Here is a 25,309-nt window from a genome sequence, read left to right as displayed (position 1 = left end):
CCGCGCCAATTTTTTGACGCTTGGTAGAAGAGAACAGCCATGAAGGAACGCGAACTTGCGGTTCGCGTCGAGGCCGTTGCCAAAAGCTTCGGCGGAACGCGTATTCTCAACGATATCCATATCGACTTCCGTGTTGGGGAAGTGCATGCGCTTGTCGGTGAAAACGGTGCCGGCAAGTCAAGTGTCGGTAAAATCATTGGTGGATATTACTCGGCAGACGAAGGCGAAGTTTTTGTCTTCGGCGAGAAGGTCACCAAATATTCCCCGCGCGAGGCGCTGTCTCGGGGCGTCGCTATGATCCATCAAGAACTCCAGCTTGTCCCGGAGATGACGGTTGTTCAGAACGTCTTTCTCGGGCAGGAAAAGAGTCGAGGCGGGCTGCTGATCGGTGGTGACCTTGCACGTTTTCATTCTCTTGAGAAGACATGTGACTTCGGTCTCGACCCTAACGTGAAGGTGGCCGATCTTCGTATCGCAGACCGTCAGAAAGTGGAGATCATGCGGGCCATTGCCCGCGACGCGCGCGTCATCATCATGGATGAGCCAACGTCCTCTCTGACCGAAGACGAGGCGCGACGACTCCATCAGTTGATAGCGCGCCTGAAAAGTCGCGGTGTTACCGTCATCTACGTCAGTCATTTTCTCGATCATATTATTGCTAACTGCGACCGCGTAACCATTATGCGAGACGGGAATGTCGTGAGGACAGCTGACATCGATGGGGAAACCAAGCAGAGTCTCGTGGACGGGATGCTGGGTGCAGCCTCGCAAATCATCTGGCCTGCCCTGCCCGCCTTGCCGGCACAGCAAACCCAGCCGGTCGCCGAGTTGAGAAACGTCCGTACTCGCGCGGGGCTTCAGGACATTTCGATGCAGATCCGACCAGGGGAGATCGTCGGTCTCATTGGTCTTGTCGGCTCCGGCCGAACTGAGGTGGCCCGCGCGCTTTTCGGTGCAGACGAGATCGTCTCCGGTGATTATTTTATCGAGGGGAAAGCGCAGGTGCGCCTGAACGTTCGCAAAGCGGTTCAGCAGGGCGTGGCGCTGGTGCCGGAAGACCGCCGCAAGCAGGGTCTGGTTCTCACGCAAACGACACGGCCAAATATAAGCCTGGCGACACTGGACAGGATTAACACACTCGGTTTTCTCCGGACTGGCCGCGAACGTGCACGCGTTGAAGAGATGATCCGCCATTTTGGCATCGTCCCTGCGAAGACCGACGGAGACGTCGCCTTTTATTCGGGCGGGAACCAGCAGAAGGTGCTTCTGTCGAAATGGGCGGTTGCCCGTCCAAAGCTGTTAATCCTCGATGAGCCCAGCCGCGGCGTGGACATAGGAGCGCGCCAACGCATTCACGAGTTCATCGTTGAAATGGCGCGTGCGGGTGCTGCCGTACTGCTCATCTCTTCCGAATTGGAAGAGGTAATCAATCTTTCCCATCGCGGATATCTGATGAGCGAGGGGCGGATCTTTGCCGAAGAAGATTGCCGCACTTTGACAGTCGAGACTGCGCTCAAGCGCATCTTCGAAATCCAGAGCCGCAAAAACCCATCCGAGGAAAAGGTTCAATGAACGACTCTCGCACCATTGCCGCAAAGAAACACGGCAAGATCTTCGATCCCATCGCTATCGTCCGAGAGTACGGCGTTCTCATTATTATCGCGCTGCTTCTCATCGTGCTGACCTTCGCTTCGAACAGCTTTTTGACACCGCGTAACCTGTTGAATATCGTCAATCAGAGCGCGCCGCTGATGATCATCGCCTGCGCTTTGACGCTGGTCATCATCGGGGGCGGCTTCGATCTCGCAACAGGTGCGATCTTCGGTGTGGCGGCTGTTTCGGCAGGCTGGATCGCCACGAATATCGATCCTTATCTTGCGATCATTTCGGGACCATTGATTGGCCTTATGCTCGGAACGCTCAACGGGCTGATCATTACGACTTTTAATGTCCATTCTTTCCTCGTCACACTGGCAACGAGCCTTGTTTACCGTGGCATTGCGATTTTGATCACGGGCGGCTCGCTCATCCCGGTTCGGATCGAGCAATTTTCATGGCTTGGCCGCGGTCGCATCGGAATGGTCAACATTGCGGTGATCGTACTGGTTGTATTTATGATAGCGATGATGGTGCTCCTCAATCGCACGACTTTCGGCCGGCGGGTCTTCGCAGTTGGCGGAAACGAGGAGGCGGCAATCCTTTCAGGGATTCGGACAAATCTGGTCAAGACGGTCACATTCGCAATCAGCGGCGCGGCGGCGGGCCTTGCAGGTGTCATTACCGTGTCACGTCTTTCTATGGCCGAACCGCAGGCGGGTGCAGGTTTTGAGCTGGAGGCAATTGCCGCCGTCATCCTTGGCGGAACCGCAATCAGCGGCGGTGCGGGCGCGATCTGGCGCTCTGTGGCTGGCGTGCTCCTGATGGCTCTGATCGGCAACGGTTTCAACATTCTCAATGTCAATCCGTTTTTCAAGGATCTTACGACGGGTGTGATCATCGTGATTGCAGTGGCGCTGGCCGCGTCCAAACCCCGCCGCTGACGGAATTTGTACGTTTACGCGTGCGCTGCGGAGTCAGAAGCGCTTCGGACATGCATTGAAAAGACTATGAGAAGGTAAGTCATGACTGAAAAAATCATTCGCGTCTCGACGGATGTAGGAGGCACGTTTACGGACCTGGTGTATTTCGAAACTGATCCTGGGACCGGCCTTCAAACGGTGCGAACGGAAAAATCGGACACCACGCCGCCTGACTTCGAAATGGGCGTGTTGAACGTGCTTCAAAAGGCAGACGTTGATATTACCCGGGTGGATTTCTTCGCTCACGGAACGACAGTGGTCATCAACGCACTCACGGAGCGAAAGGGCGCGAAGGTTGGCCTCATCACGACGAAAGGTTTCCGCGACGCGCTGGAGATCGGTCGCGGAAACCGCCCCGATTTCTTTAACCTGATGTATCAGAAACCAGTTCCGTTCGTTCCCCGGCACCTGCGGCTGGAAGTTCCTGGGCGGATAAATTATCAAGGCCAGGAAACAACTCCCCTCGACCTCTCAGAGCTTGGCGCCATTGTAGACGCCTTCAAGGCTGCGGCTGTTGAAGCAGTCGCGGTTTGCCTGCTTCATGCCTACGCCAACCCTGCCCATGAAACGGCAGTCCTGGAAGCGCTGCGCACTCTTTGGCCGGAGGTTTCGGCGGTGGCCTCGCATCAGATCACCCGCGAATGGCGTGAATATGAACGCACCAATACGACCGTTTTGTCAGCGTATGTTCAGCCGAAAGCGGCCCGTTACCTCGAAAAGCTGGAGGTTGGGCTCAAGGACAAGGGATATCGGGGCAATCTCTTCATCATGCAATCGAACTGCGGTGTGGATTCCGTTGAAGCGGTGAAGGCTATCCCGATTACGATGGTCGAAAGCGGTCCGGCCTCGGGCTTCTGGGGGGCTGCGGAATTGGGCCGCATCATCGGCGAACCTAACGTGCTCGCCCTTGATATTGGCGGCACGACGGCGAAGTGCTCCCTGATCGAGAACGGTCAGGTCAAGATCAAAACCGATTACTGGATCGAACGTAACCGCACGTCTGCGGGTTATCCGATCATGGTTCCGGTGGTCGATCTGGTTGAGATCGGCAACGGCGGTGGCTCCATCGCATGGGTGGATGATTTTGACAAATTGCATGTCGGACCGCAATCGGCCGGTGCGTCACCGGGCCCGGCTGCCTATGGGCGGGGAGGTATGAATGCCACGACGACGGACGCCAATCTCGTCCTCGGTCGCATCAATCCAGACTACTTCTGTGGCGGCTCGGTTGTCGCTGATATCAGTGCCCTGAACGCGGCCATGACCCCTCTTGCCGAGAGGCTCGGGACAAGTATCAAGGATGTCGCGCGCGGGATTGTGCGTATCGCCAACTCGAATATGGTGAATGCGCTCAAGCTCGTCTCCGTCAACCGCGGTTTTGATCCACGCGACTTTACCCTCATCGCTTTTGGTGGTGGAGGTGCAATGCACGCGGTCGCTCTCGGACAGGAGCTCAACGTTCGGAAAGTCGTCATTCCTCGTGGTGCGTCTGTCTTTTCGGCATGGGGCATGATGATGAGTGACCTGCGCCGCGATTACTTCGTCACTCAGTTGATTGATGAAAAGGACTATCAGTCACTCGACATATTGCTTTCACGCACAATGGAACTGGCGAGAGCGGAATTCCTTCGTGAGGGCGTCGGCGCCGACAAGATCAGCATGCGTCCGCTGGTTCGATGCCGTTATCAGAATCAGGAATTTGCCGTGGAAGTGCCGATTTCCGCGGGCCGTATCGGACCGGAAGAAGCGGCACAGATGGCCGATGATTTCCATGAGATTTATCAGCGTGAGTATACTTATCGTCTTGATGCAGGCGTTGAAATCATAGGACTTCATCTGATCGCGTCGAGCGAAGTTGGCAAGCTCGAACTTGTGAGACTGCCAAGGAACGAAGCCGACATCGATAGTGCGATCAAAGGCCGTCGCCTGGTGGACTATGCGACCGAAGGCGAACATGAAGCAACCATCTATGACGCGACCAAGCTGGAGCCGGGCATGATGTTCAAGGGGCCTGCTATCGTAGAGGATCCGGGTACGACGATCGTGATCCATCCGGGCAATACCGTTTTCATCGATGACTTCGGCAACACGCATATCAACATCCGGAATTGAATCATGACCGAAACACAGCAAAAAGAATTCGATCCCGTTACCTTCGATATCATCCAGAATGCCCTCGAAGCGGTCGCCAACGAAATGTTCGTGGCTCAGCGCAAGACATCGATGAGCGCCATCATTTACGAAGTGCTAGATCTTTCTTCCGGCGTGCTCGACAAGCACGGGCAGGTGGCTGCATCGGGTGCTGGCATACCGGCCTTCATTGGCGTACTCGACAAGGCGATTGCGGGTATTCTGAAAAAATTCAAGCCAGAAGAGATTAGGCCGGGAGATCTCTTTGCATCCAACGATCCCTATTACGGCGGTGTCACGCATCTGAACGACATGGTGCTCGCCTTGCCTGTTTTCCATGACGAGCATCTGGTGGCCTGGGTCGCCAATATCGCGCATTGGAACGATGTCGGCGGTAACGTCCCCGGATCCATGTCCTCAGAGGCGACCGAAATTTTCCAAGAGGGTATTCGTATCCCCGCGGTGAAGCTGTTCGATGAGGCCCGCCCCAATCAGGCGGTGTTCGATATTCTTTATGTCAACACACGCCTCCCGGATTTTTTGCGTGGTGATCTCTGGGCCGGTATCGCTGGCCTGCGTATCGGTGAGCGCCGAATTCTGGAACTGGTCGAGAAATACGGTACCGAGACGTTCGAGGCCGCCGTTGCAGATTTCATGGATTTCGGTGAACGACGGGCGCGGGCCGCGCTGAAGACAATCCCCAATGGCAGCTATAGCTTCGAGGAGGAGCAGGACACCGGAGCGATTCACAAAGTGACGCTCACCATCTCCGACGAGGAATTTGTGGTCGATCTTCGGGACAATCCATTACAGAAGGGATCGTCGAATTCGAGCCGTGAAGGTACCGAAATCGCCATACAGCTGGCGTTCAAGTCGTTCACAGATCCCGAAGCTCCCGGGAATGGCGGTTTTTTCCGTCCGCTGAAAGTGTTGACCAAGCCGGGTACGATTTTTCATGTTCAAGAGCCTGGCGCACTGGGTTACTATTCCGAGGTCGAGATCCGGCTCTTCGATATGGTTCTAAGAGCGCTGGCCGCCCACTTCCCAGGCGCCGTTCCGGCTGGAAATTTCGCATCGATTTGCGGCACCGTTGTGGGAGGGCCACATCCTGTTACCGGCCGCCACTATACGATTGTAGAGCCACAAGTTGGAGGTTGGGGCGCATGGGAGGGCGCTGACGGCCCAAGCGGGCAGTTTTCCGGCTTCCATGGGGAAACCTTCAATTGCCCTGCAGAGGTGGCGGAGGCGCGCTATGGCCTCAGCGTCGACCAGGCGACGCTCAATGCGGAACCCGGAGGTGAGGGACAGTGGCGTGGAGGCAAAGGCATCGACGTGCATTATCGCGTTCTCGCTGACAATAACTTCCTTTCTGTCGGTTACACACGCTCACGCATTCCGCCGTGGGGTGTAGCTGGGGGGCTGGACGGTTCGACGAACTATGTGGAGGTTCGGCGCGCAAATGGCTCAAAGGAACGTTACGCTTTTGCCACGAATGTTGTCGTCAACAGGGATGACGTCATTCGAGTCGTGACCGCGAACGGTGGCGGCTTTGGAGATCCGAAATTGCGTGACCCGGTATCTGTAGCAGCAGATATCAGGGATGGATATGTGACCCCGGAGCGGGCGGCAGCCGTTTACGGAGTTACCACAGAATAAGTGCCGGCGGCGCTCGGTTGCAGCGCCGCTGACGGCCCCTTTCTCTATGATGGTCCGACGCGCAAGTTCACGCAGGCGAGCGATAGCATTCTCTGCGTGCCAGCTACCTAAGCGTGTCGCGATTTTTCAGATCCACTCCTGACGCATGGGTGCTTGTTTCACAGCGCAAAACCGCTGCACACTTGCGCGACATGTTTCACCGTGGTGCAAAGACGCGTTTATTGCCGAACGTAATAAAGGACCTGGCCAGTGCCTATTTTGGGCGATCGCGATCCATGTTGCTTGTTAGGCTCACTTCGAACTTGACCATATCAGGTCCTGTCTGGAGGATGTGACGCATACTAGCGAAGCCTGAACCCATATCGTCAATTACAATGTGGATACTTAGAGCGTGTAGCGACTCTAGGGCGGCTTGAAGCGCAGCATAATCCTAGACTTGATTGTGCTCATTGATTTCGAGAGTGATCCGATGGCAGGGGTAATCACTCACCAGTTCCAACAGTCGTCCACCGATGATCGTTTCTGGTGCGCTATTGACGCTGAGGTCGCCTCCTGCGGGCCAAACGCATCCATAGCGATCTGAAAGAGTTGCATGTGGCGCATCTAGCCTGCTCAAGGACAGAACCTCTGCAAGATGCCAGAACTCGGTGGCCTGGAGGAGAAGGCCACAGCAGCCCTATCAGGTCTTGCTCCCATGAGCCGCCGGTCCGGACGATGGACCGGACGCGCTTTCATCGCCGGCGGGGGAGCATCGTCCGCCACGCACTCTACATGCCAGCCTCGTCGCATGCCTCTTCAACCCAGACCTCAAGGCCGCATACGACCTCCTCATCAAAGCCTGAAAGCCGCCGAAAGTTGCCATCACGATCATCATGCGAAAGCTTATTGTCATCACAAACGCACCGCTCAGGAGCAACCGAAAATGGATGCCAAAAATCCTTTGATCAAAACGGATACTTCGAGTGTTTGTCCAGCATTCCGGTGATCACGGATTACGCTCTATTTCCCTGCTTTCACGCATCGTCCGAAGCCGAAGCGATTATGTCCTGGTTGAAAATGCTCTATCTGCAAAGCGGTTTGAGGGTAAACCGATACTCACCCTCACCCTTCTCGCGCGATTTCACGGTACTATCAAAACGACCCGCCTGGGGTGCAGCATTGTGCGCAACGTCATGCTGCCTGAACGTGGATCGTGATATTGTGGTTTTGATCGTCGTCCATGGTGAAGACGTTATAGGTCAACCCATGCTCGACAAACTGGTTATGTGTATCGGTTGCGCCGGCCAGCGTGATCGTATCTCCACTGTCCCTGTTGATCGTCAGCAGATCACCTTCCGGAGCGAGACTGCTCAGAGTGGTCGAATTGATCGTCACGCTATCATTTCCAGAGTTGCGGAAATCGAGCGTTTCCAGCCCCGAAAGCCCCGTCAGAACCCCTGATCCCACCGCAGTGAAAATCGCCGTATCCTTCCCGGCTCCCCCGCTTACGGTATCCGAGTAATCCACATAGAAGATGTCGTCGCCTGCACCACCGCTCAAGAAATCAGCGCCGCCGCCGCCTCTAAGCGTGTTCGCATTCCCGTCGCCCGTCAATGTGTCGGCAAAATCCGAGCCGATGATATTCTCTATGCCGGAATAGGTGTCTCCTTCGGCTTCTCCATCATGGCCTGTTCCTGCGCCAAGATCGACCGTGACGCCGGCCGAAGAATGGCTGTAGACGGCGGTGTCGATGTCTGCCCCACCGATCAGTTGGTCCGCCCCTGCTCCGCCTTCCAGCGTGTCGTTTCCTATGCCGCCAACGAGGCGATCGTCACCGCTGGTCCCGACGAGGTTCTCGCCCTGCAGATCACTGACCGCTATGGCGATTGAACGCGTGTTGCTGAGACCGTGATCGTCCGTCGCCACTAGGTCGAGCGCGTAGCTCGATCTGGTTTCATAGTCGAAGGCCACGCCATCTAGGAGCTTGATCGTTGTTCCGGAGATTTCAAACAGCGCGCTGTCTGCGCCTGCAAGGCTGTAATGCACGTGATCTCCGGCATCAGGATCACTGCCGGTGAACGTCGTTACGGTCGCTCCGCGCTGATCTTCAGCGATCGTGATTGTCGATGCGGCAAGCGTGGCGGTCGGTGCCTCATTGACATCTCTGACCACCACCTCGACAGTCTGGCTGGCGACACTGGTGCCATCCGAGACCAGAATATTCAGGTTGTAGTGGTTGTCATTACCAGCGTCCGCAGGGCTCTCGAAATTCGGAGCCGTGCGGAACGTCAGGACACCCGTCGAGGAGTCGATCGAGAACAGATTGGCGTCTGCCCCGCCTGCCAGGGCGTAAACCAGTGCGCCACCTGCGGGATCCGTTGCCGCAACGGTACCAACCGCAGTTGCGTTTTCGTTGACCGTGAATGCGGCGGGTGAGGTGATGGTCGGAGCGACGTTTGCGAGCGTCACAGCCATCATCTGGCTGGTGACGAGCGTTCCGTCGGAGACGGACACTCTGACATTGTAGACGTTGTCGTGGTCGGCGTCCGCCTTCGCTTCATGATCCGGGGCCGAAACGAAGCGCAGAGCGCCCGTCTGAGCATCGATCGAGAAGGCACTGGCATCCGCACCGCCGGAGATCGAATAGACGAGATTCGCACTGTCGGCGTCCGTTGCAGCAACGGTCGTAACAGTCGTTACGCCCTCATTCACCGTTACCGAGCTGGCTGAGGTGATGACAGGCGCTTCGGCAACATCCGTCACCACAACGCTGACGCTCTGTGTCCGCGCATTGGTGCCGTCTGACACCAGAACGGTGACATCGTAAACGTTGTCGTGATTGATATCGGCTGGCGCCTCATAATCGGGAGCGGAGCGGAAGCTCAACTGGCCCGTCTGGCTGTTTATCGTAAACAGCGAAGCGTCTGCGCCACCGGATATGGCGTAGGTCAGCACTGTCCCGGCATCGGGATCCGTCGCGGTCACGGTCATGACCGACGTCGTGTTTTCGGCAATGTTAGCCGTCACGGCAGAGGTAAAGGTCGGCGCCTGGTTGACGTCTGTCAGCATTACATTGAAGGTTCGGTCCGTGGTGAGCGACCCATCGGAAGCCCGGACGGTTACCTCGTAAAGGCGATCATGGTCGGCGTCTGCCGGGTTCTGATAGTCCTGCGCTGACGCAAAGACGAGCTGGCCCGTCTGTCCGTTGATCAGGAACTGAGCCGAATCCGCTCCTCCCACGATCGAGTAGGTGATAGCGGCCCTTTCAGGGTCGGCGGCAACGATGGTGGCGACAGCCGTCTGCTGTTCTGCTGCCGACAACGTTGTTCCGGTCGAAAAAACGGGGGCCTCGTCGACGTCGGTCACTGTCACGGCCAGAGCGCGCGTCGACGACAGGCCGGTCTGGTCCTGGGCCTGCAGGACGACCTGGTAGACGTTGTCACCATTGGCATCGGTCGGCTGCTCTCTGTCCGGGGCCGAAACAAAGGTTAACACGCCCGTCTGGGCATCGATGTTAAACTTGGCCGCGTCTGCACCGCCTGCGATGGACCAAGTGATGGTGTCGCCGACATTCGGGTCCTGCGCCATGGCGCGCATGACCATCGTGCTGTTTTCGGAGACCCCCATCACAGGCGGTACGTTTACGATATCCGGCGCCTGCTGGTCGCGCAGTACCGTCACGGCCAAGGTCTGGAAGGTACTGACCGTGCCATCCGAGACGCGCACCTGCAGATCATAGACATTGTCCTTGCCGGTATCCGTGGGGCTATCGTAATTCGGCGCGGCAACGAAGCTGAGTGCGCCTGTTGCGGCATCGATCGCGAACTTCGCCGCATCCGCTCCACCTGCGATCGCCCAGCTCATGGCGTTGCCATCCTCATCCGTCGCAGTCAACGTGGAGATGCTCGTATTGCCCTCCACCATGCTGAGTGCCGTCGCGGAAGTGATGACCGGTGCGTCATTGACATTGGTCACGGTGACGGCAACAGCCTGCGAGGTGACGTTGGTGCCATCGGAGACCGAGACGGTCAGGTTATAGATGTTGTCGTTACCGGCGTCCTGCGGCGCTTCAAAATTGGGGGCCGTCCTGAAGCTCAGCGCGCCCGTCAGCGCATCGATCTGGAACAGTGCGGCATCCGTGCCGGAGATCGACCAGCTGCGGGTTGCTCCCGCATCCGGATCCACAGCCGCAAGCGTCGCCACCGCAGTGCCGTTCTCGGCCACGTTGAACGTTGCAGCCGATGTGATCGTCGGCGCCTCGTTCACGTCGGTGACGTTAACCGTCAGCGTTCTCGTCACGCTGTTGGTGCCATCAGACGCCGTCAAAGTCAGATCGCGGTGGGTTGCCTGCTCGTAATTGAAGGACACGCCGTCCTTAAGGCGAACCGTATTGCCATCCACCACGAACATGTTCGCATCCGCCCCACCCAGCGTATAGGTCAAGGTGGTACCGGCATCCGGATCGCTGGCCGCAAAATTCGCGACCGTCGCAGCCGCGACATTCTCGTTGACCGCACCGGTACCCGTCAGCGTCAGGCTTGGCGCTTCATTGACATTGGTCACGGTGACGGCAACAGCCTGCGAGGTGACATTGGTGCCATCGGAAACCGAGACGGTCAGGTTATAGATGTTGTCGCTACCGGCGTCCTGCGGCGCTTCAAAATTGGGGGCCGTCCTGAAGCTCAGCGCGCCCGTCTGCGCATCGATCTGGAACAGTGCGGCATCCGTGCCGGAGATCGACCAGCTGCGGGTTGCTCCCGCATCTGGATCCACAGCCGCAAGCGTCGCCACCGCAGTGCCGTTCTCGGCCACGTTGAACGTTGCAGCCGATGTGATCGTCGGCGCCTCGTTCACGTCGGTGACGTTAACCGTCAGCGTTCTCGTCACGCTGTTGGTGCCATCAGACGCCGTCAAGGTCAGATCACGGTGGGTTGCCTGCTCGTAATTGAAGGACACGCCGTCCTTAAGGCGAACCGTATTGCCATCCACCACGAACATGTTCGCATCCGCGCCACCCAGCGTATAGGTCAAGGTGGTACCGGCATCCGGATCGCTGGCCGCAAAATTCGCGACCGTCGCAGCCGCGACATTCTCGTTGACCGCACCGGTACCCGTCAGCGTCAGGCTTGGCGCTTCATTGACATTGGTCACGGTGACGGCAACAGCCTGCGAGGTGACGTTGGTGCCATCGGAGACCGAGACGGTCAGGTTATAGATGTTGTCGTTACCGGCGTCCTGCGGCGCTTCAAAATTGGGGGCCGTCCTGAAGCTCAGCGCGCCCGTCTGCGCATCGATCTGGAACAGTGCGGCATCCGTGCCGGAGATCGACCAGCTGCGGGTTGCCCCCGCATCCGGATCCACAGCCGCAAGCGTCGCCACCGCAGTGCCGTTCTCGGCCACGTTGAACGTTGCAGCCGATGTGATCGTCGGCGCCTCGTTCACGTCGGTGACGTTAACCGTCAGCGTTTGCGTGGAGGTCAATCCACCGGCATCGGTGGCGGTTACTGTTACCGTGCGTGTGGCGGCCTGCTCGTAATCGAGCGAAACACCATCCTTGAGCCGCAGCGCGTTGCCGTCGATGACGAAGAGGCTCGCATCCGTACCCGACAGAGCGTAGGTCAGGTGATCGCCAGCATCCGGATCGGCGGCAGATAGTGTCGCCACTCTCGCCGCTAACGTGTTCTCGGCAATCGCGCCGGAGCTCGTCAACGTTAGAACGGGCGCCTCATTGAGGTTGGTAACGGTGACCGCCAGGTTCTGCTGCGTGATGTTCGTGCCATCGGAGACCGAGACGGTCAGGTTATAGACGTTGTCGTTACCGGCGTCCTGCGGCGCCTCGAAATTAGGGGCGGCGAGGAAGCTCAACGCGCCGGTCTGTGCATTGATCTGGAACTTGGAGGAATCCGCGCCACCGACGATCGACCATGTCAGCGTGGTGTTTGCGTCCTGATCCGACGCCGTTAGCGTGGCGACCGCAGCACCGTTCTCTGCACGGCTGAGATTGGCCGCGGAGGTGATGACGGGAGCCTCGTTCACATTCGTGAGATTAACCGTCACGTTCTGCACATGGGTTGAACCGTCCGCTGCAACGGCCGTGACCTGAAGCGTCCGCGTCGCGCCAGCCTCGTAGTCGAGCGAGGCACCGTTGGCGAGCACGATCTGATTGCCGTTGATCGCGAAGGCGTTCGCATTGGCACCACCGGTGATCGCATAGGTCACATTCGACCCATCGCTCATGGCAAGTGTGGCGGCGACGGAACCGGCCGCGCTGTTTTCCGCGATCGTGCCCGACGACGTGAACTGCATGCCAGAGACCAGATGCGCGGTCGTCAACGTGCCATCGTCGAAGGTGAAGCGTTCGACGTTCTTGACCGTGTCGTTGCCGTCCGGGCCGGAGACCGTATAGCTCATCGACGCTGCGTTATAGGTGATCGTATAGGCCGCACGGCTGCCTGAGAAAACCGCCCGATCGTTGCCGGCGCCACCGTCGATAAGGTCGTCGCCAGCGCCGCCGGTGATGACATCGTCTCCGGCCACGCCCACCGTGCCGGTGATCGCCGATCCGGGAACGTTGACGTTGTCGATGGCGATGCTTTCGTTGCTCACTCCCTCGTTCATGTTGGAGCCGAAGCCGAGCCTCAAAGTGCCTCCGGTAGGCGTCGGTACCGTCAGCGTAATCGTCAGCTTGTCGTCAAGGCCGCCCCAGCCTGCCGAGTAATTACCCTGGACCAGGCTTGCGGTATAGGTCGCCCCGCCAGCCGTCGTGAAGGTGAGGCCGGACATGTTGGCCCCGATGCCGCCCATGCCGTTCGGCGCGATGATTGTCAGGACGGCATTGCCGTTGACATAAACCTTGGCGCCTTCATTGTTATCGAAGGAGTCGAGCAGATAGAGATCGAAAGAGAGGGTTGTGGTCGCCGCACTGGCATCGGTCAGCTGGTAAGTCTTGCTGATCTGTTCCCCCCAGGCGTTGTTGTTGCCTGAGCCGCCGACAGGGCCGAGCACAATGTTGCTGTCGAGTAGAGCCACCGTCCCGAGTGTCAGGCCGGCCACCCCTGTCCAGCCGCCGACGCCGTTCGTGAACGTCTCCAGAACCGGAGCCGCGAATGCATCGACGTCACCGCTGATGATGTCGTTGCCAGCTCCACCGTCGATCGTGTCGTTACCCAGTCCGCCGATGACCTTGTCATCGCCATCGCCGCCGCGGATCGTGTCGTTGCCATAGCCGCCATCGATCGTGTCGTTTCCGGCGCCCCCATCGAGCGTGTCACGACCGCCGACTTCGGTGAAGATCACGTCGTCGATCATGACCTGATTGCTGGTCGAGAGATACTTGAACTCGATCTTGTCGCTACCACCCGTTCCGGTGACGAGATAATCGAAGGTCTGCCATTGATGGACAAAGGCAGCGGAGTTGATCGTGTCGAGCAGGGTGCCGTTGAAATAGATCGCCACTGCATTGGTGCCGGATGAAAGGCCGCCGACATTGAATTGCAGCAGGTAGGTCTCGCCCGCCGTCGTGGTGACATTCTGCCAGACGTCGCTGTTGTTCCAGCCGCCCTGCAGTCGCAGCGCTTGATTCTCAGTATTTCCATTGGCGATGTAGGCGCTATCGCTGAGGTAGATCGCCCCATCAGGGGTTTGCCAACCATTGGCAAGCGTAGCCGTGACGTTGGCGCCGCCCGTAAACCGGCCGACACTGTAATTCTCGAAATTGCCGTTGACGAGCAGATTTGTGCCCGCAGCAGCCGTGCTCGCATAGGTGACGAGCTTGTTGAGATCGTCGTCCCCCTTGATCACGTCATCGCCGATGCCGCCCGTGATGGTGTCGTTGCCGGCGCCGCCGATCAGCGTAGAGCCGGACGACGAGGCGACGAGCGTGTCGTTTCGCGCTGAGCCGATGACGCCTTCGATGGAAGTCAGTGTGTCGCCCTGGGCGTCACCACCGCTCGCGGTCTGCTGTTCAAGGTTGACCGTGACCGCCTGTGCCGAGCCGGCGTAGGAGACGATATCGCTGCCTGCTCCACCGTCGAGCATATCCGCTCCGGCGCCGCCGATCAGCACGTCGTCCCCGCCGCCGCCGCGTAACGTGTCGTTGCCGACGCCACCATCGAGCACGTTGCTTCCGGTATCACCCGTTAGCGTGTCGGCATAATCCGTGCCCGTCAGATTCTCGATTTGCGCCAATGTATCGGTCACGACGCCAGCGCTTTCCAGGCCGGTCTTCTGTGTTGCCAACTGCTGGATTTCGGCTTCGGTCAGCGCCCGGTTGAACACCGCGAAGTCATCGATCTGCCCGTCGAGATAATTCGCAGTCCAATCGCGCCCGATGAAATTGCTCGTGAAATTGCTATTCGGGGGCAGGATGACAGTGCCGTCGGTGGAGCCGACCAATGTCCCGTCGATGTAGAGCTGCAAACGACCCGCCTGATAGGTGACGGCAACATGCATCCACTGATCGATGGTTACATAGCTCGAGTTTACAGCAAAGCCGGAGGTGGTCTGCCCCGGTACGGTCGCCCCCGCAAGATCGCCACGGACCTCAAGATAAAGGCTCCCGTTTGTCGTCTTCGTCAGCCCGATCCACTGGTTGTTCACCGTACCGAGCTTGAAGACGCCCTCCTGGACACCGCTGGCCTTCGTGTCGAAATTGACCCAGGTCGAGACGGTGATGGAATCGCCAAGCGTCATCGCGCCGATCGTGGCGAAGTCGTTACCTGCGCCGCGGCCCTTAAAATCGAGCGCGGCCCCGTGATTGTCCGGTCCTGTCGTCCAGCCTGTGGTGCCGTTGAGACTCAGCGCGACATTGGCACCGTTCATCGTTGCGGCGGTCCTCCCCGAGCCTTCCGTGAAGCCCCAGCCGGCGACCAGGCTCGGATTGCTGTAGGCCGTCGCAGCTCCCTGGATGCCGGCATCGCCACCATAGGCAATGCCGGTCTCGAGATTGGCGGTCACACCTGAGGTCGAGCCCGCCCAGCTTGCTGTATCGATGCCAGTGCCGCCGATCAGGGCATCCGCTCCGGTCCCGCCAATCAGAAGATCATCACCAGCGCCGCCGAACAACACATCGTTGCCGCCTGCACCCTTGAGCGTATCATTGCCGGACGCGCCATTCAGCGCGTTGATGCCGCCGTCTCCAGCGAGATAGTCGGAAAAGCTCGATCCGATGAGATTCTCGACGCTGCTGTACCAGTCGCCCTCGGCGCTGCCGCCCCAGGAGCGAGCACTTGAATTGGTGTTATACGCGAGATCGACCGTCACACCGCCCCAACCGTAGTTGAGAGCGTACGTAACCGTGTCGATACCGGCGCCGCCGTCGATCAACCCATAGCTGGAATTGTCGGCGATAAAGTCATGACCCGCTCCGGCGTTGACCTGCGTGCCACCGAACTGCAGGTTGATGATGTCGCTATAGGCCGAGCCGGTGATGTTCTCGAAATTGGCGGTGATATCGGTACCGGCACCGACGGTATTGTAGGCGAGGAACGTCTTGGTCGCGACCCCGTTCGGATACGTCCAGTTATAATAGTTTGGCGCGAACCGGACGCCACTGGTCGCGTTGGCATAGGAGAGCGTGTCCGTACCGTCGCCGCCATCCAGATTATCGTCCCCGGCGCCGCCCTCGATCGTGTCGTTTCCGTCGCCGCCGCGGATGGTGTTGGCGCTCGCATCGCCAGTCAGGACGTCGTTGTACTTGGAGCCGGTGATGTTCTCGATATTGCTCAGGATATCGTTGGCAGCGTAGCCGCCCGAGGCTGTGTTGGTCTGGAGGTTAACCGTGACAGCCGCCGTCGACCAACTATAGTCAATTATATCGCTACCAGCGCCGCCATCAACCACGTCGGTTCCCGCTCCGGCCACGATGGTGTCGTTGCCTGCTCCGGCTGTAAACGAGCCGCCCGATGCACTGGCATAGATATAGTCGGCGAACGCCGAACCGATCACGTTCTGGATGTTGAGGAAGCTGTCTCCCTCAGCGTCGCCGCCCGTGCCTGCTCCGGCATTCGCATAGGCTCCGATGTTTGTGCTGAGATTGACGTTGACGCCTGCCGCCGAAGCCGAATAGTCGACCGTGTTCGAGCCCGCGCCACCGTCAAGCATATCCGCGCCGCCGAGGCCTATGAGCGTATCGTCCCCATCGCCACCGAGCAGAACGTTGGCACCGGACGTTCCGGTCAGGACGTCGTCGAGAGCCGAGCCGGTGACATTCTCAATGTTTCGGAGAACGTCACCCGCCGCATCACCGCCAATGCCGGTTCCAAGGGTGAGGTCCACAGTGACACCAAGCAATGAGGCAGAATAATCCGCGGTGTCGACGCCGTCCCCGCCATCAAGCACGTCCGCGCCGAAGAGACCCATCAGCACATCGTCGCCGGCACCACCGGACAACTGGTTGTCTGCTGCATTGCCGACCAACGTATCGCCCAGCGCCGACCCGATAACGTTTTCGATGGAAACGAGGACGTCCCCATTGGCATCCCCCGTGGAAACCTGGGCTGTTGAGAGGCGCAGATCCACTGTAACCGCGGCGGTCGATTGCGCATAGCTCGCGGTGTCGGAATCCTCGCCGCCCTCTAGCCTGTCCGCACCTGCGCCACCGGCAAGGATATCGTTGCCGGCACCGCCCTTGATCACATTCGCGCCGCCATCGCCGGTCAGCACGTCGTCAAAAGCCGAACCCGTGATGTTCTCGAAGTTGCGAAGAATATCACCAGACGCATCGCCACTCGATATCTGCGCTGTCGCCAGCGTAAGATCGACCGTCACGCCCGCGCCGGAATTGGCATAGGACACCGTATCGGTACCTGCCCCGCCGTCCAATGTGTCGGCGCCACCCATGCCTTCGATGGTATCGTTGCCGCTGCCACCGTTTATGGTGTTGACGCCGCCGTCGCCGGTCAGCGTATCGTTGAAACCTGAGCCATAAATGCCCTCAATACTGGCGTAGGTATCGCCTTGGGCAAATCCCCCGGATCCCATGCCGGTGGCGAGATTGACCGTGACGCCGGCACTGCTCATGGCGTAATTGACAAAGTCGTTCGCTCCGGCGCCGCCGTCGATCTGATCGGTTCCCGCATTGGCGACGAGGGTATCGTCGCCTGCACCGCCCGCCAGCCTTCCGCCCACTGCGGACGCGGCGAGGATATCGTTGAACGCCGAGCCTATGACGCTCTGAATATTGGTCAGCACGTCGCCTTCGGCATCACCGCCACGCGCCACGGCGCTGGTTACGGTACCGACCGGCGTAGCGATCGAGAAGGAGGCGAGATCCACATAGACCGCGGAGCCGGAAGCGGAATAGTCCGCCGTGTTGCTGCCCGCGCCGCCGTCGAGTGTGTCCGCGCCGGCAAGACCGGCAAGCACATCATCGCCCGCACCGCCGCGCAGTACGTTGACGCCGCTCGTACCCGTCAGCACGTCGTTGCCAGCGCCGCCGGTAACGTTCTCGATCGCGATCAGCGTGTCGCCCTGAGCGTCGCCGTTCAGGCCCGTGCCTGCGTTGAGGTCAACGATCACCGCTGTCGTCGCGGTCGAATAATCAGCCGTGTCAATACCGGCACCGCCATCCAAGGTGTCGGATCCCGCGCCGCCGTTCAACACGTCGTCGCCCGCGCCGCCGCGCAGCACGTTGGTGCCCTGATCGCCGGTCAGCACATCGTTCCAGGCACTTCCCAGGACGTTTTCTATATTCGCGATCGTATCACCCTGGGCATAACCGCCAGATGCGGTCTGCGTGGCGAGATTGACCGTGACCGCAGCCGTCGAGGCGGAGTAGTCAACCGTGTCACTGTCAGAACCACCGTCGATGACGTCGGCGCCAGCGCCAGCGACCAGCGTATCGTTGCCAGCAGCACCCATCAGCGTGCTGCCCATTGCCGCAGCGATCAATGTATCGGCATGGGCCGAACCCAGCACCTTTTCGAAGTTGCTGAGTATATCTCCAGACGCGTCGCCGGCGGACACCTGCGCCGTCGTACGACCAAGGTCGACCGTCACACCCACGCCGGAATTAGCATAGGAGACCGTATCGATACCAGCGCCGCCGTCCAGCGTATCGGCGCCGCCCAGACCCTCGATCACGTCGTCACCAGAGCCGCCGCGAATGTCGTTGACGCCCGAGGTCCCGGTCAGCGTATCGTCAAAGTTCGTACCATAGATGTTCTCGATACCGGTCAGTACATCACCTGCGGCATAGCCGCCGCTGACCGTGTTCGTGGCAAGGTTGATCGACACACTCGCATCGGAAAGAACGTAGTTGACCAGGTCGAGACCTGTACCACCATCGATGATGTCGGCACCAGCGCCAGCCGCGATACTGTCGTCACCGGCACCGGCGCTGATCCGCCCGCCGCTTGCGCCTGCAATGAGATAGTCGCTGAAAGCGGAACCGATCACATTCTGGATATTGGTCAGCGTATCGCCCTGCGCATCGCCGCCAAGCCCGGTGCCGCCCTGTATCGTGCCACCGTTGATCTGACTTGCCGAGAAGGCCGTCGTACGGAGGTTGACCTGCACCCCTGCAGATGACGCGGAATAGTCCGCTGTGTTGGTACCGGTCCCGCCGTCCAGAACGTCAGCGCCGCCCATGCCCGCGAGCACGTCGTCTCCTGCACCGCCGGAAAGCACGTTGGCGCCGGCATTGCCGATCAGCGTATCGTTGGATGCTGAACCGATCAGGTTTTCAATTAAAAGCAGCCGGTCGCCGTCGGCGCTGCCGCCGGAACCGGTCCCCGTCGTGAGATTGACCGTCACGCTCGCATTCGAATCAGCATAGCTTGCGGTATCGTTGCCCGCACCACCGTCCAGCAGGTCTGCGCCTGCACCGCCGACCAATGTATCGTCGCCGTCGTTACCGTCGAGAATGTTCGAACCGGCGTCTCCCATCAGAATGTCGGCAAAAGTCGAGCCGCGCAGATACTCGATGCCGATCAACGTATCGCCCGCGGCATAACCACCCGTTGCAACGCCGGTGGCGAGGTTGATCGAGACACCTGCGGTCGAAGTCGAGTAATCGGCAAGGTCCATACCAACCCCACCGTCGAGCACGTCCACGCCGGCACCGGCATTGAGCGAGTCGTCGCCTCCGCCACCGGAAAGGACGCTGCCGCTATCGGCAGCCGTCAACGTATCGGCAAAAGCGGAGCCGATGACATTTTCGATAGAGATGAGAACGTCTCCACTGGCATCACCGGTCGAGTTCTGAGCAGTCGTTAGTCGAAGATCGACCGCAACGGCGTCCGAAGACCCTGCATAGCTGACGGTGTCCGAGCCGGCACCACCATCAAGACGGTCCGCTCCGGCAAGACCAGCCAGAATATCGTCGCCGGCACCGCCTGTCAGGGTGTTGGCGCCCGCATTGCCTGTCAGGATATCGTCGAAGGCAGAGCCTGTGACGCTTTCGATGTTGGTGAGAATGTCTCCTTCGGCATCACCGCCGGTGTTGAGATTGGATGTCAGATTGACGACGACGCCTGCGCTGGAGGCGGCATAGCTGGCAGTATCGGTTCCAGCGCCACCGTCGAGAACGTCTGCCCCACCAAGACCAGCCAGCACATCGTCCCCGGCCCCGCCTGAAAGCCGGTTGTCACCGGCATTACCCGTCAGCGTGTCGGAGAGCCCCGAGCCAATCAGATTTTCGATGGAAATCAGCGTATCGCCCTGGGCATCGCCCCCCTGAGCAGCCCCCGTTGCCAGGTTAACGTTAACCGCCGCGCTCGACGCCGCGTAACTTGCCGTATCGTTGCCTGCGCCGCCGTCGAGCGTGTCGGCGCCGCCAAGGCCGGCGAGCACGTCGTCTCCATCGCCACCGGTCAGGGTGTTGGCACCGGAGTTACCGGTCAATCGGTCACTGAAGGCCGAGCCGAGAATGTCTTCAAAGCCGGACAGGATATCGCCCGCAGCGTCGCCGCCGGATACCTGCGCCGTCGTCAACTGCAAATCCACCGTCACGGCCGCTGCCGAGTGGGCATAGGAAACCGTGTCGGTTCCCGCGCCGCCGTCCAGCGTGTCGGCCCCTGCCAGTCCTTCGATCACGTCATTGCCGGATCCGCCGGACATCACGTTTGCAGCGAAGCTGCCTGTCAGCCGGTCATCATAGATGGAGCCTGCGATATTCTCGATCGCAGTCAGCGTGTCGCCCTGCGCATATCCACCGCTGGCCGTTCCTGTCGATAGATCGACGGTGATCGCCTGACTGGACAGACCATAGTCGACCGTATCCAATCCAGCACCGCCGTCGAGCGCATCCGCACCCGCGCCGGCGATAAGCCGGTCATTGCCGGAGCCTGCGGCAATGCGGCTGCCTGCAGCGTTAGCGGCAAGCACGTCGTCGAAATTGGAACCGGTGAGGTTCTGGATGTTGATGTAAGTGTCGCCCGCGGCATCTCCGCCGAGACCGGCACCGCCAGCAGCAATAGTGCCGAGTGCCGTGGTGATGGAAGAACTACTGAGGTTGACAGCGACAGCGCTTGCGGATGCCGAATAGTCGGCCGTGTTCGAGCCGGCGCCACCGTCGAGAATATCCGCTCCGCCGAGGCCCGCGAGAACATCGTCGCCCGCGTCACCCTTCAACAGGTTGGCTCCGGCATCGCCGGTGAGGACGTCGGCAAAAGCCGAGCCCGTCACGTTCTCGATACCCGACAGAACGTCACCGGCCGCATCGCCGCCAAAGTTCTGATTGTTCGTCAGATTGACCGTGACCCCAGAGGCGGAGGCGGAGTAATCGGCAGTATCGATGCCCGCGCCGCCGACAAGACTGTCGGCTCCGCCAAGTCCGATCAGTACGTCGTCGCCGCTGCCACCTGTCAGCACGTTGGCCGCTGCATTACCGGTAAGCGTATCCGCAAAAGCCGATCCAATGACATTTTCGAAATTCGAAAGCAGGTCGCCTGCGGCGTCGCCGCTTGAATTCTGTGCGACCGTCGAACGCAGGTCGACCGTCACACCCGCGCTGGACGCGGAGTAGGACACCGTGTCGTTGCCCAGTCCGCCATCAAGCGTATCGGCACCCGCGCCGCCGGCGATCAAATCGTTTCCTTCGCCGCCCAGAAGAATGTCGACACCGGCACCGCCGATGAGCGTATCATCACCCGCATTGCCTTCCAGCGTCGATCCACTGGCAGACGCGGTCAACGTATCGGCATAGACCGTACCAATAACGCGTTCGATCGAAACCAGCGTATCGCCGCTAGCATCCCCACCCGACACCGCACCGGTTTGAAGATTGACCGCGATAGCTGCGTTCGAGGAAGAATAATCCGCCGTGTCGAAACCCGAACCACCATCGAGTGTGTCCGATCCGGCACCACCAACGAGAACGTCGTCATCCGCGCCGCCATAGAGCTGGTCAGCGCCTGCGCCGCCCGAGAGGATGTCCGCTCCAGCACCGCCGGTCAGGATGTTCGCCCCACTGTCACCGCTCAGCCTGTCGGCGAATGCCGAACCGACGAGTCGCTCTATCCCCGTCAGCGTATCACCTTCGGCGTAGCCGCCGACACCGGTGCTGCCGTCCAGGGAAACCGTAATTGCAGCCGTCGAGGCGGAATAGTCGGCGGTGTCGTTTCCGGCGCCACCGATCAACTGATCAGCGCCCAGATTGGCGTAAAGGGTGTCGTCGCCAGAACCGCCATCGAGACGCGAGCCGCTCGCCGCAGCTTTCAACCGGTCATCAAAGGCCGAGCCGATGACCTGCTCTATTGAGATCAGCGTGTCACCCTGAGCATCGCCACCGGACGCCGTGACTGTCTCCAGATCCACCTGCACCGCACTTGCCGAGGACGCATAGGACACGGTGTCCACGCCTGCGCCGCCATCCAGAACGTCTGCGCCGGCACGTCCTTCGAGCAGATCGTCGCCCGCTCCGCCCCTCAGGGTGTCCGCGCTGGCACCGCCACGCAATGTATCCGCGAAGGCAGAACCCTGGACTTCCTCGAAGCCGTCGAAAACATCGTTCTCCGCATCGCTTCCACGGCCGGTCCCAAGAGCAAGATCGACAGTGACCGCACCACTGGAAAGCGCGTAGGACAGAACGTCACGACCAAGGCCGCCATGCATCACATCGGCGCCGCTCCCGCCGCTCACGACGTCGTCACCGGCGCCGGCATCAATGGTATCGTTGCCGCCAGCGCCGTCGATGACGTCGTTGCCGGCACCGCCAACAATCGTGTTGGCACCCGCGCTGCCAATCAGCGTGTCGTCAAAAGCGGTACCGGTGACATTTTCGATATCGACATATGTGTCGCCATTCGCATCGCCGCCGGAGCCTGTCTGCGATGACAGATTAACGCTGACACCGGCTGTCGACGAGGAATAGTCGATGGTATCGCTGCCGTCGCCACCCTGGATCGTATCGGCGCCCGCGCCACCAATGAGAACGTCATCGCCAGCGCCGCCGATGAGGATATCGTCCCCGTCTCGTCCTTCCAGAATATCGTTCCCGGCACCGCCTTCTAGCCGGTTTGCGCCCGCGTCGCCGCGCAGGGTATCGTTGAACGCGGAACCCGTCAGGCTCTCGATGCTGCTCAAGGTGTCTCCCGCAGCATCGCCGCCCGCGACGGTTCCAGCTGCAAGGTCGATCTGCACAGCTGCCTGCGATGTCGCGTAATTTGCGGTGTCGACACCTGCGCCGCCGATCAGCGTATCGCTGCCGGCACCGCCCATGAGAACATCGTTTCCGTCCCCGCCCTCGAGCCGGTCGTTCCCGGCACCGCCGATCAGCTGGTCGTCGCCGCTGCCGCCCAAGAATATGTCGTCACCGGCACCGCCGGTCATCGTGTCAGCGAAAGCCGAACCAACGATCTTCTCAATCGAAATCAGCGTATCGCCCTGCGCGTCTCCGCCAGTATTGATGCCTGTGGCGAGATTGATCGTAATGCCCACTGCGGAACCGCTGTAATCCGCGGTATCGACACCCGCGCCGCCATCGAGCTGATCTGCGCCGCTTCCGCCTATTAGAATGTCGTCGCCGTTTCCGCCCTGCAGGACGTCATCGCCGCCACGGCCATCGAGTGTATCATTGCCATCACCACCCTTCAGCGTGTCGGACCCGGCACTGCCGCGGATCGTATCGGCAAACGCGGATCCGATGACGCTTTCGATCGAAACGAGCCTGTCGCCCGTGGCATCGCCGGCAGAACCCACGCCCGCTGCCAGATCAACGGCAATCGCCGACTGGCTGGCGGAGTAATCTGCCGTGTCGTTGCCGTCGCCGCCATCCAGAAGATCGGCACCGCCGGCGCCCGCGAGGATGTCGTCACCGGCATTGCCATGCAGCTCGTTATCGCCAGCGTCGCCGGTAAGCCTATCCGCGAAACCCGAACCATCGATATTCTCGATATTGTGGAGCACGTCACCCTCGGCATCACCGCCGCGGCCTGTACCTGCTCCGAGATCGACCGTCACACCCGCGGGCGAGCTCTTATAACTCGCGGTGTCGATACCGGCACCGCCATCGATGCGGTCGGCACCAGCGCCACCCGTTATGACGTTTGCGGTGGCATCACCGGTTAGCTCATCCGAAAATTTCGAGCCCTCAATATTCTCGAAATGCGATATCGTGTCGCCATCGGCATAGCCGCCGGAAACCGTGTTGGTCGACAGATCCACCTTTACAGCCAGATTGGACGTCGCGTAGGACAGCGTATCCGCTCCGCCTTCGCCATCAAGATCATCTGCGCCCGCTCCAGCAAAAACCGTATCGTCGCCTGTACCCGCATGGACGACGCTTCCCGGAGGCTTGCTCCACAGGACGTAGATCGGGGAGCCCGTGATCGGATTGACATAGGTCGCATCGGTCTCGCCGGTCACGTTGCGAATACCGAACTGGATGGTACCGCTTGTCGTGGAGGTGGTGTTCAGCGTCGCACTGCTGATGTCATAATCAACCTTGATCGCAAAATAGCTGAAGAAACCATTTGCATCCGCTGCCCCCGTTCCATCCGGCAAGACGTATTGGAGCTTCACCTCAACACGGTCGGGATGAAGGGAATCCAGTGGAATGACGAAGCTTCCATTGACCAGATTCGCGCCGACGATCGAATAACCCGTAGGAAGACCAGAAATCCGCACACCGGTGATTGTCCAGGCGTTATCGGGCATCACCGTCGTCAGTTCGATCGCTCTGGATGTCGTGCCAACGCCGGCATATCGGACGTTGTCCGCATGGATTATGTCATCGAACGACGTTCCTTCGATGGTGTCGACGAGTCTTTGCGACGCAAAAAGAGGATCTGTGTCGGCAGGTGTGGAGGCAAGCGCACCCTGGATTGTCTGGCCGTCACCGTGCGCCGATGTTTCGGTGGTCGTGATGCCGAACAAACGTGCGGAAATCTCGGGCACCGGCACATCATACCGGCCTGCACCAGTACCCGTACCGGTATTGTCGTTTTTAACAGCCGGTGCGGCTGACGGCGCCGAAGGTTCCTCCCAGGTCTTTTTGCCCTCCGAAACGATATCGGAAAGACGATCATTATCCGATGTGCCTTCAGATTTCTGCCGTTCGTCGGGGGGCACGTCATATTTATGATTGTTCGGCTCGGCCTTGACCTCGATCACCTCAACCTGTGGCTGCGGCTGAGACGTTTCCTTCGTATTGTCGTTTCCGTCTTTCTTGGAAACGCTCTTGACCTGTTCCGTCGCCATGTCATTTGAAATCGGAACGTCAGAGGCTGTGAACTGCCCCACGAGCGACAGCAGGCTCTGGGTATCAAGCGGATGGCCATTGAAGCTCAGCTCCGCTGGGTTCTCTTCAACCAGCTTAAGACCGAAACCGAGAAGAACGATGGATGATCCGTCCGCAAATTTGATAACCAGATCGATATCTCTGAGCTCAACATGCGCGCCTTCGAGAGAAAACGCGAAGCCGATCTTGTCGACATTATCGCCGATCGTCACAACGCGCGTTTCACCAGTTTTTGGCTTCTCGACTGATAGAGTCACGGCGGAGGAATTCGGCGTTTCTGTCATCT

Annotated in this window: 5 protein-coding genes; 4 read left to right on the top strand and 1 reads right to left on the bottom strand. The window is 59.6% G+C overall.

Features of this window, described 5'->3' with window-relative positions; translation table 11 throughout:
- Positions 1 to 39: 39 nt before the first annotated feature.
- The 4 genes from QE435_RS05435 to QE435_RS05420 all read left to right on the top strand — a co-directional run bounded on the left by QE435_RS05435 (position 40) and on the right by QE435_RS05420 (position 6,365).
- Positions 40 to 1,572, top strand: a complete 1,533-nt coding sequence (locus QE435_RS05435) for a sugar ABC transporter ATP-binding protein (protein WP_349040530.1) — start codon at positions 40 to 42, stop codon at positions 1,570 to 1,572.
- Positions 1,569 to 2,540 carry an ABC transporter permease gene (locus tag QE435_RS05430; RefSeq protein ID WP_349040529.1) on the top strand — a complete coding sequence of 324 codons (972 nt, stop codon included), beginning with the start codon at positions 1,569 to 1,571 and terminating at the stop codon, positions 2,538 to 2,540. Before QE435_RS05435 ends, QE435_RS05430 begins: the two co-directional genes overlap by 4 nt.
- An 81-nt stretch (positions 2,541 to 2,621) precedes the next feature.
- A complete protein-coding gene (locus QE435_RS05425) occupies positions 2,622 to 4,691 on the top strand; it encodes a hydantoinase/oxoprolinase family protein (protein ID WP_349040528.1) in 2,070 nt (689 codons plus the stop codon).
- Between the two features lie 3 nt (positions 4,692 to 4,694).
- Positions 4,695 to 6,365 (top strand): hydantoinase B/oxoprolinase family protein, encoded by a 1,671-nt coding sequence (locus tag QE435_RS05420; RefSeq protein WP_349040527.1) that lies wholly within the window; start codon positions 4,695 to 4,697, stop codon positions 6,363 to 6,365.
- Positions 6,366 to 7,535: 1,170 nt separating this feature from the next.
- On the opposite strand, the gene QE435_RS05415 is transcribed toward QE435_RS05420, so the two are convergent.
- Complete coding sequence (locus QE435_RS05415; protein WP_349040526.1) at positions 7,536 to 25,307, bottom strand: cadherin domain-containing protein; 17,772 nt, start codon at positions 25,305 to 25,307, stop codon at positions 7,536 to 7,538.
- Positions 25,308 to 25,309: the final 2 nt, after the last annotated feature.

Source organism: Agrobacterium sp. SORGH_AS 787 (assembly GCF_030819035.1).
Taxonomy (GTDB): domain Bacteria; phylum Pseudomonadota; class Alphaproteobacteria; order Rhizobiales; family Rhizobiaceae; genus Agrobacterium; species Agrobacterium larrymoorei_B.
The sequence above is the reverse complement of the archived record's forward strand: the minus strand, read 5'-3'. Positions and strand labels throughout refer to the sequence as shown.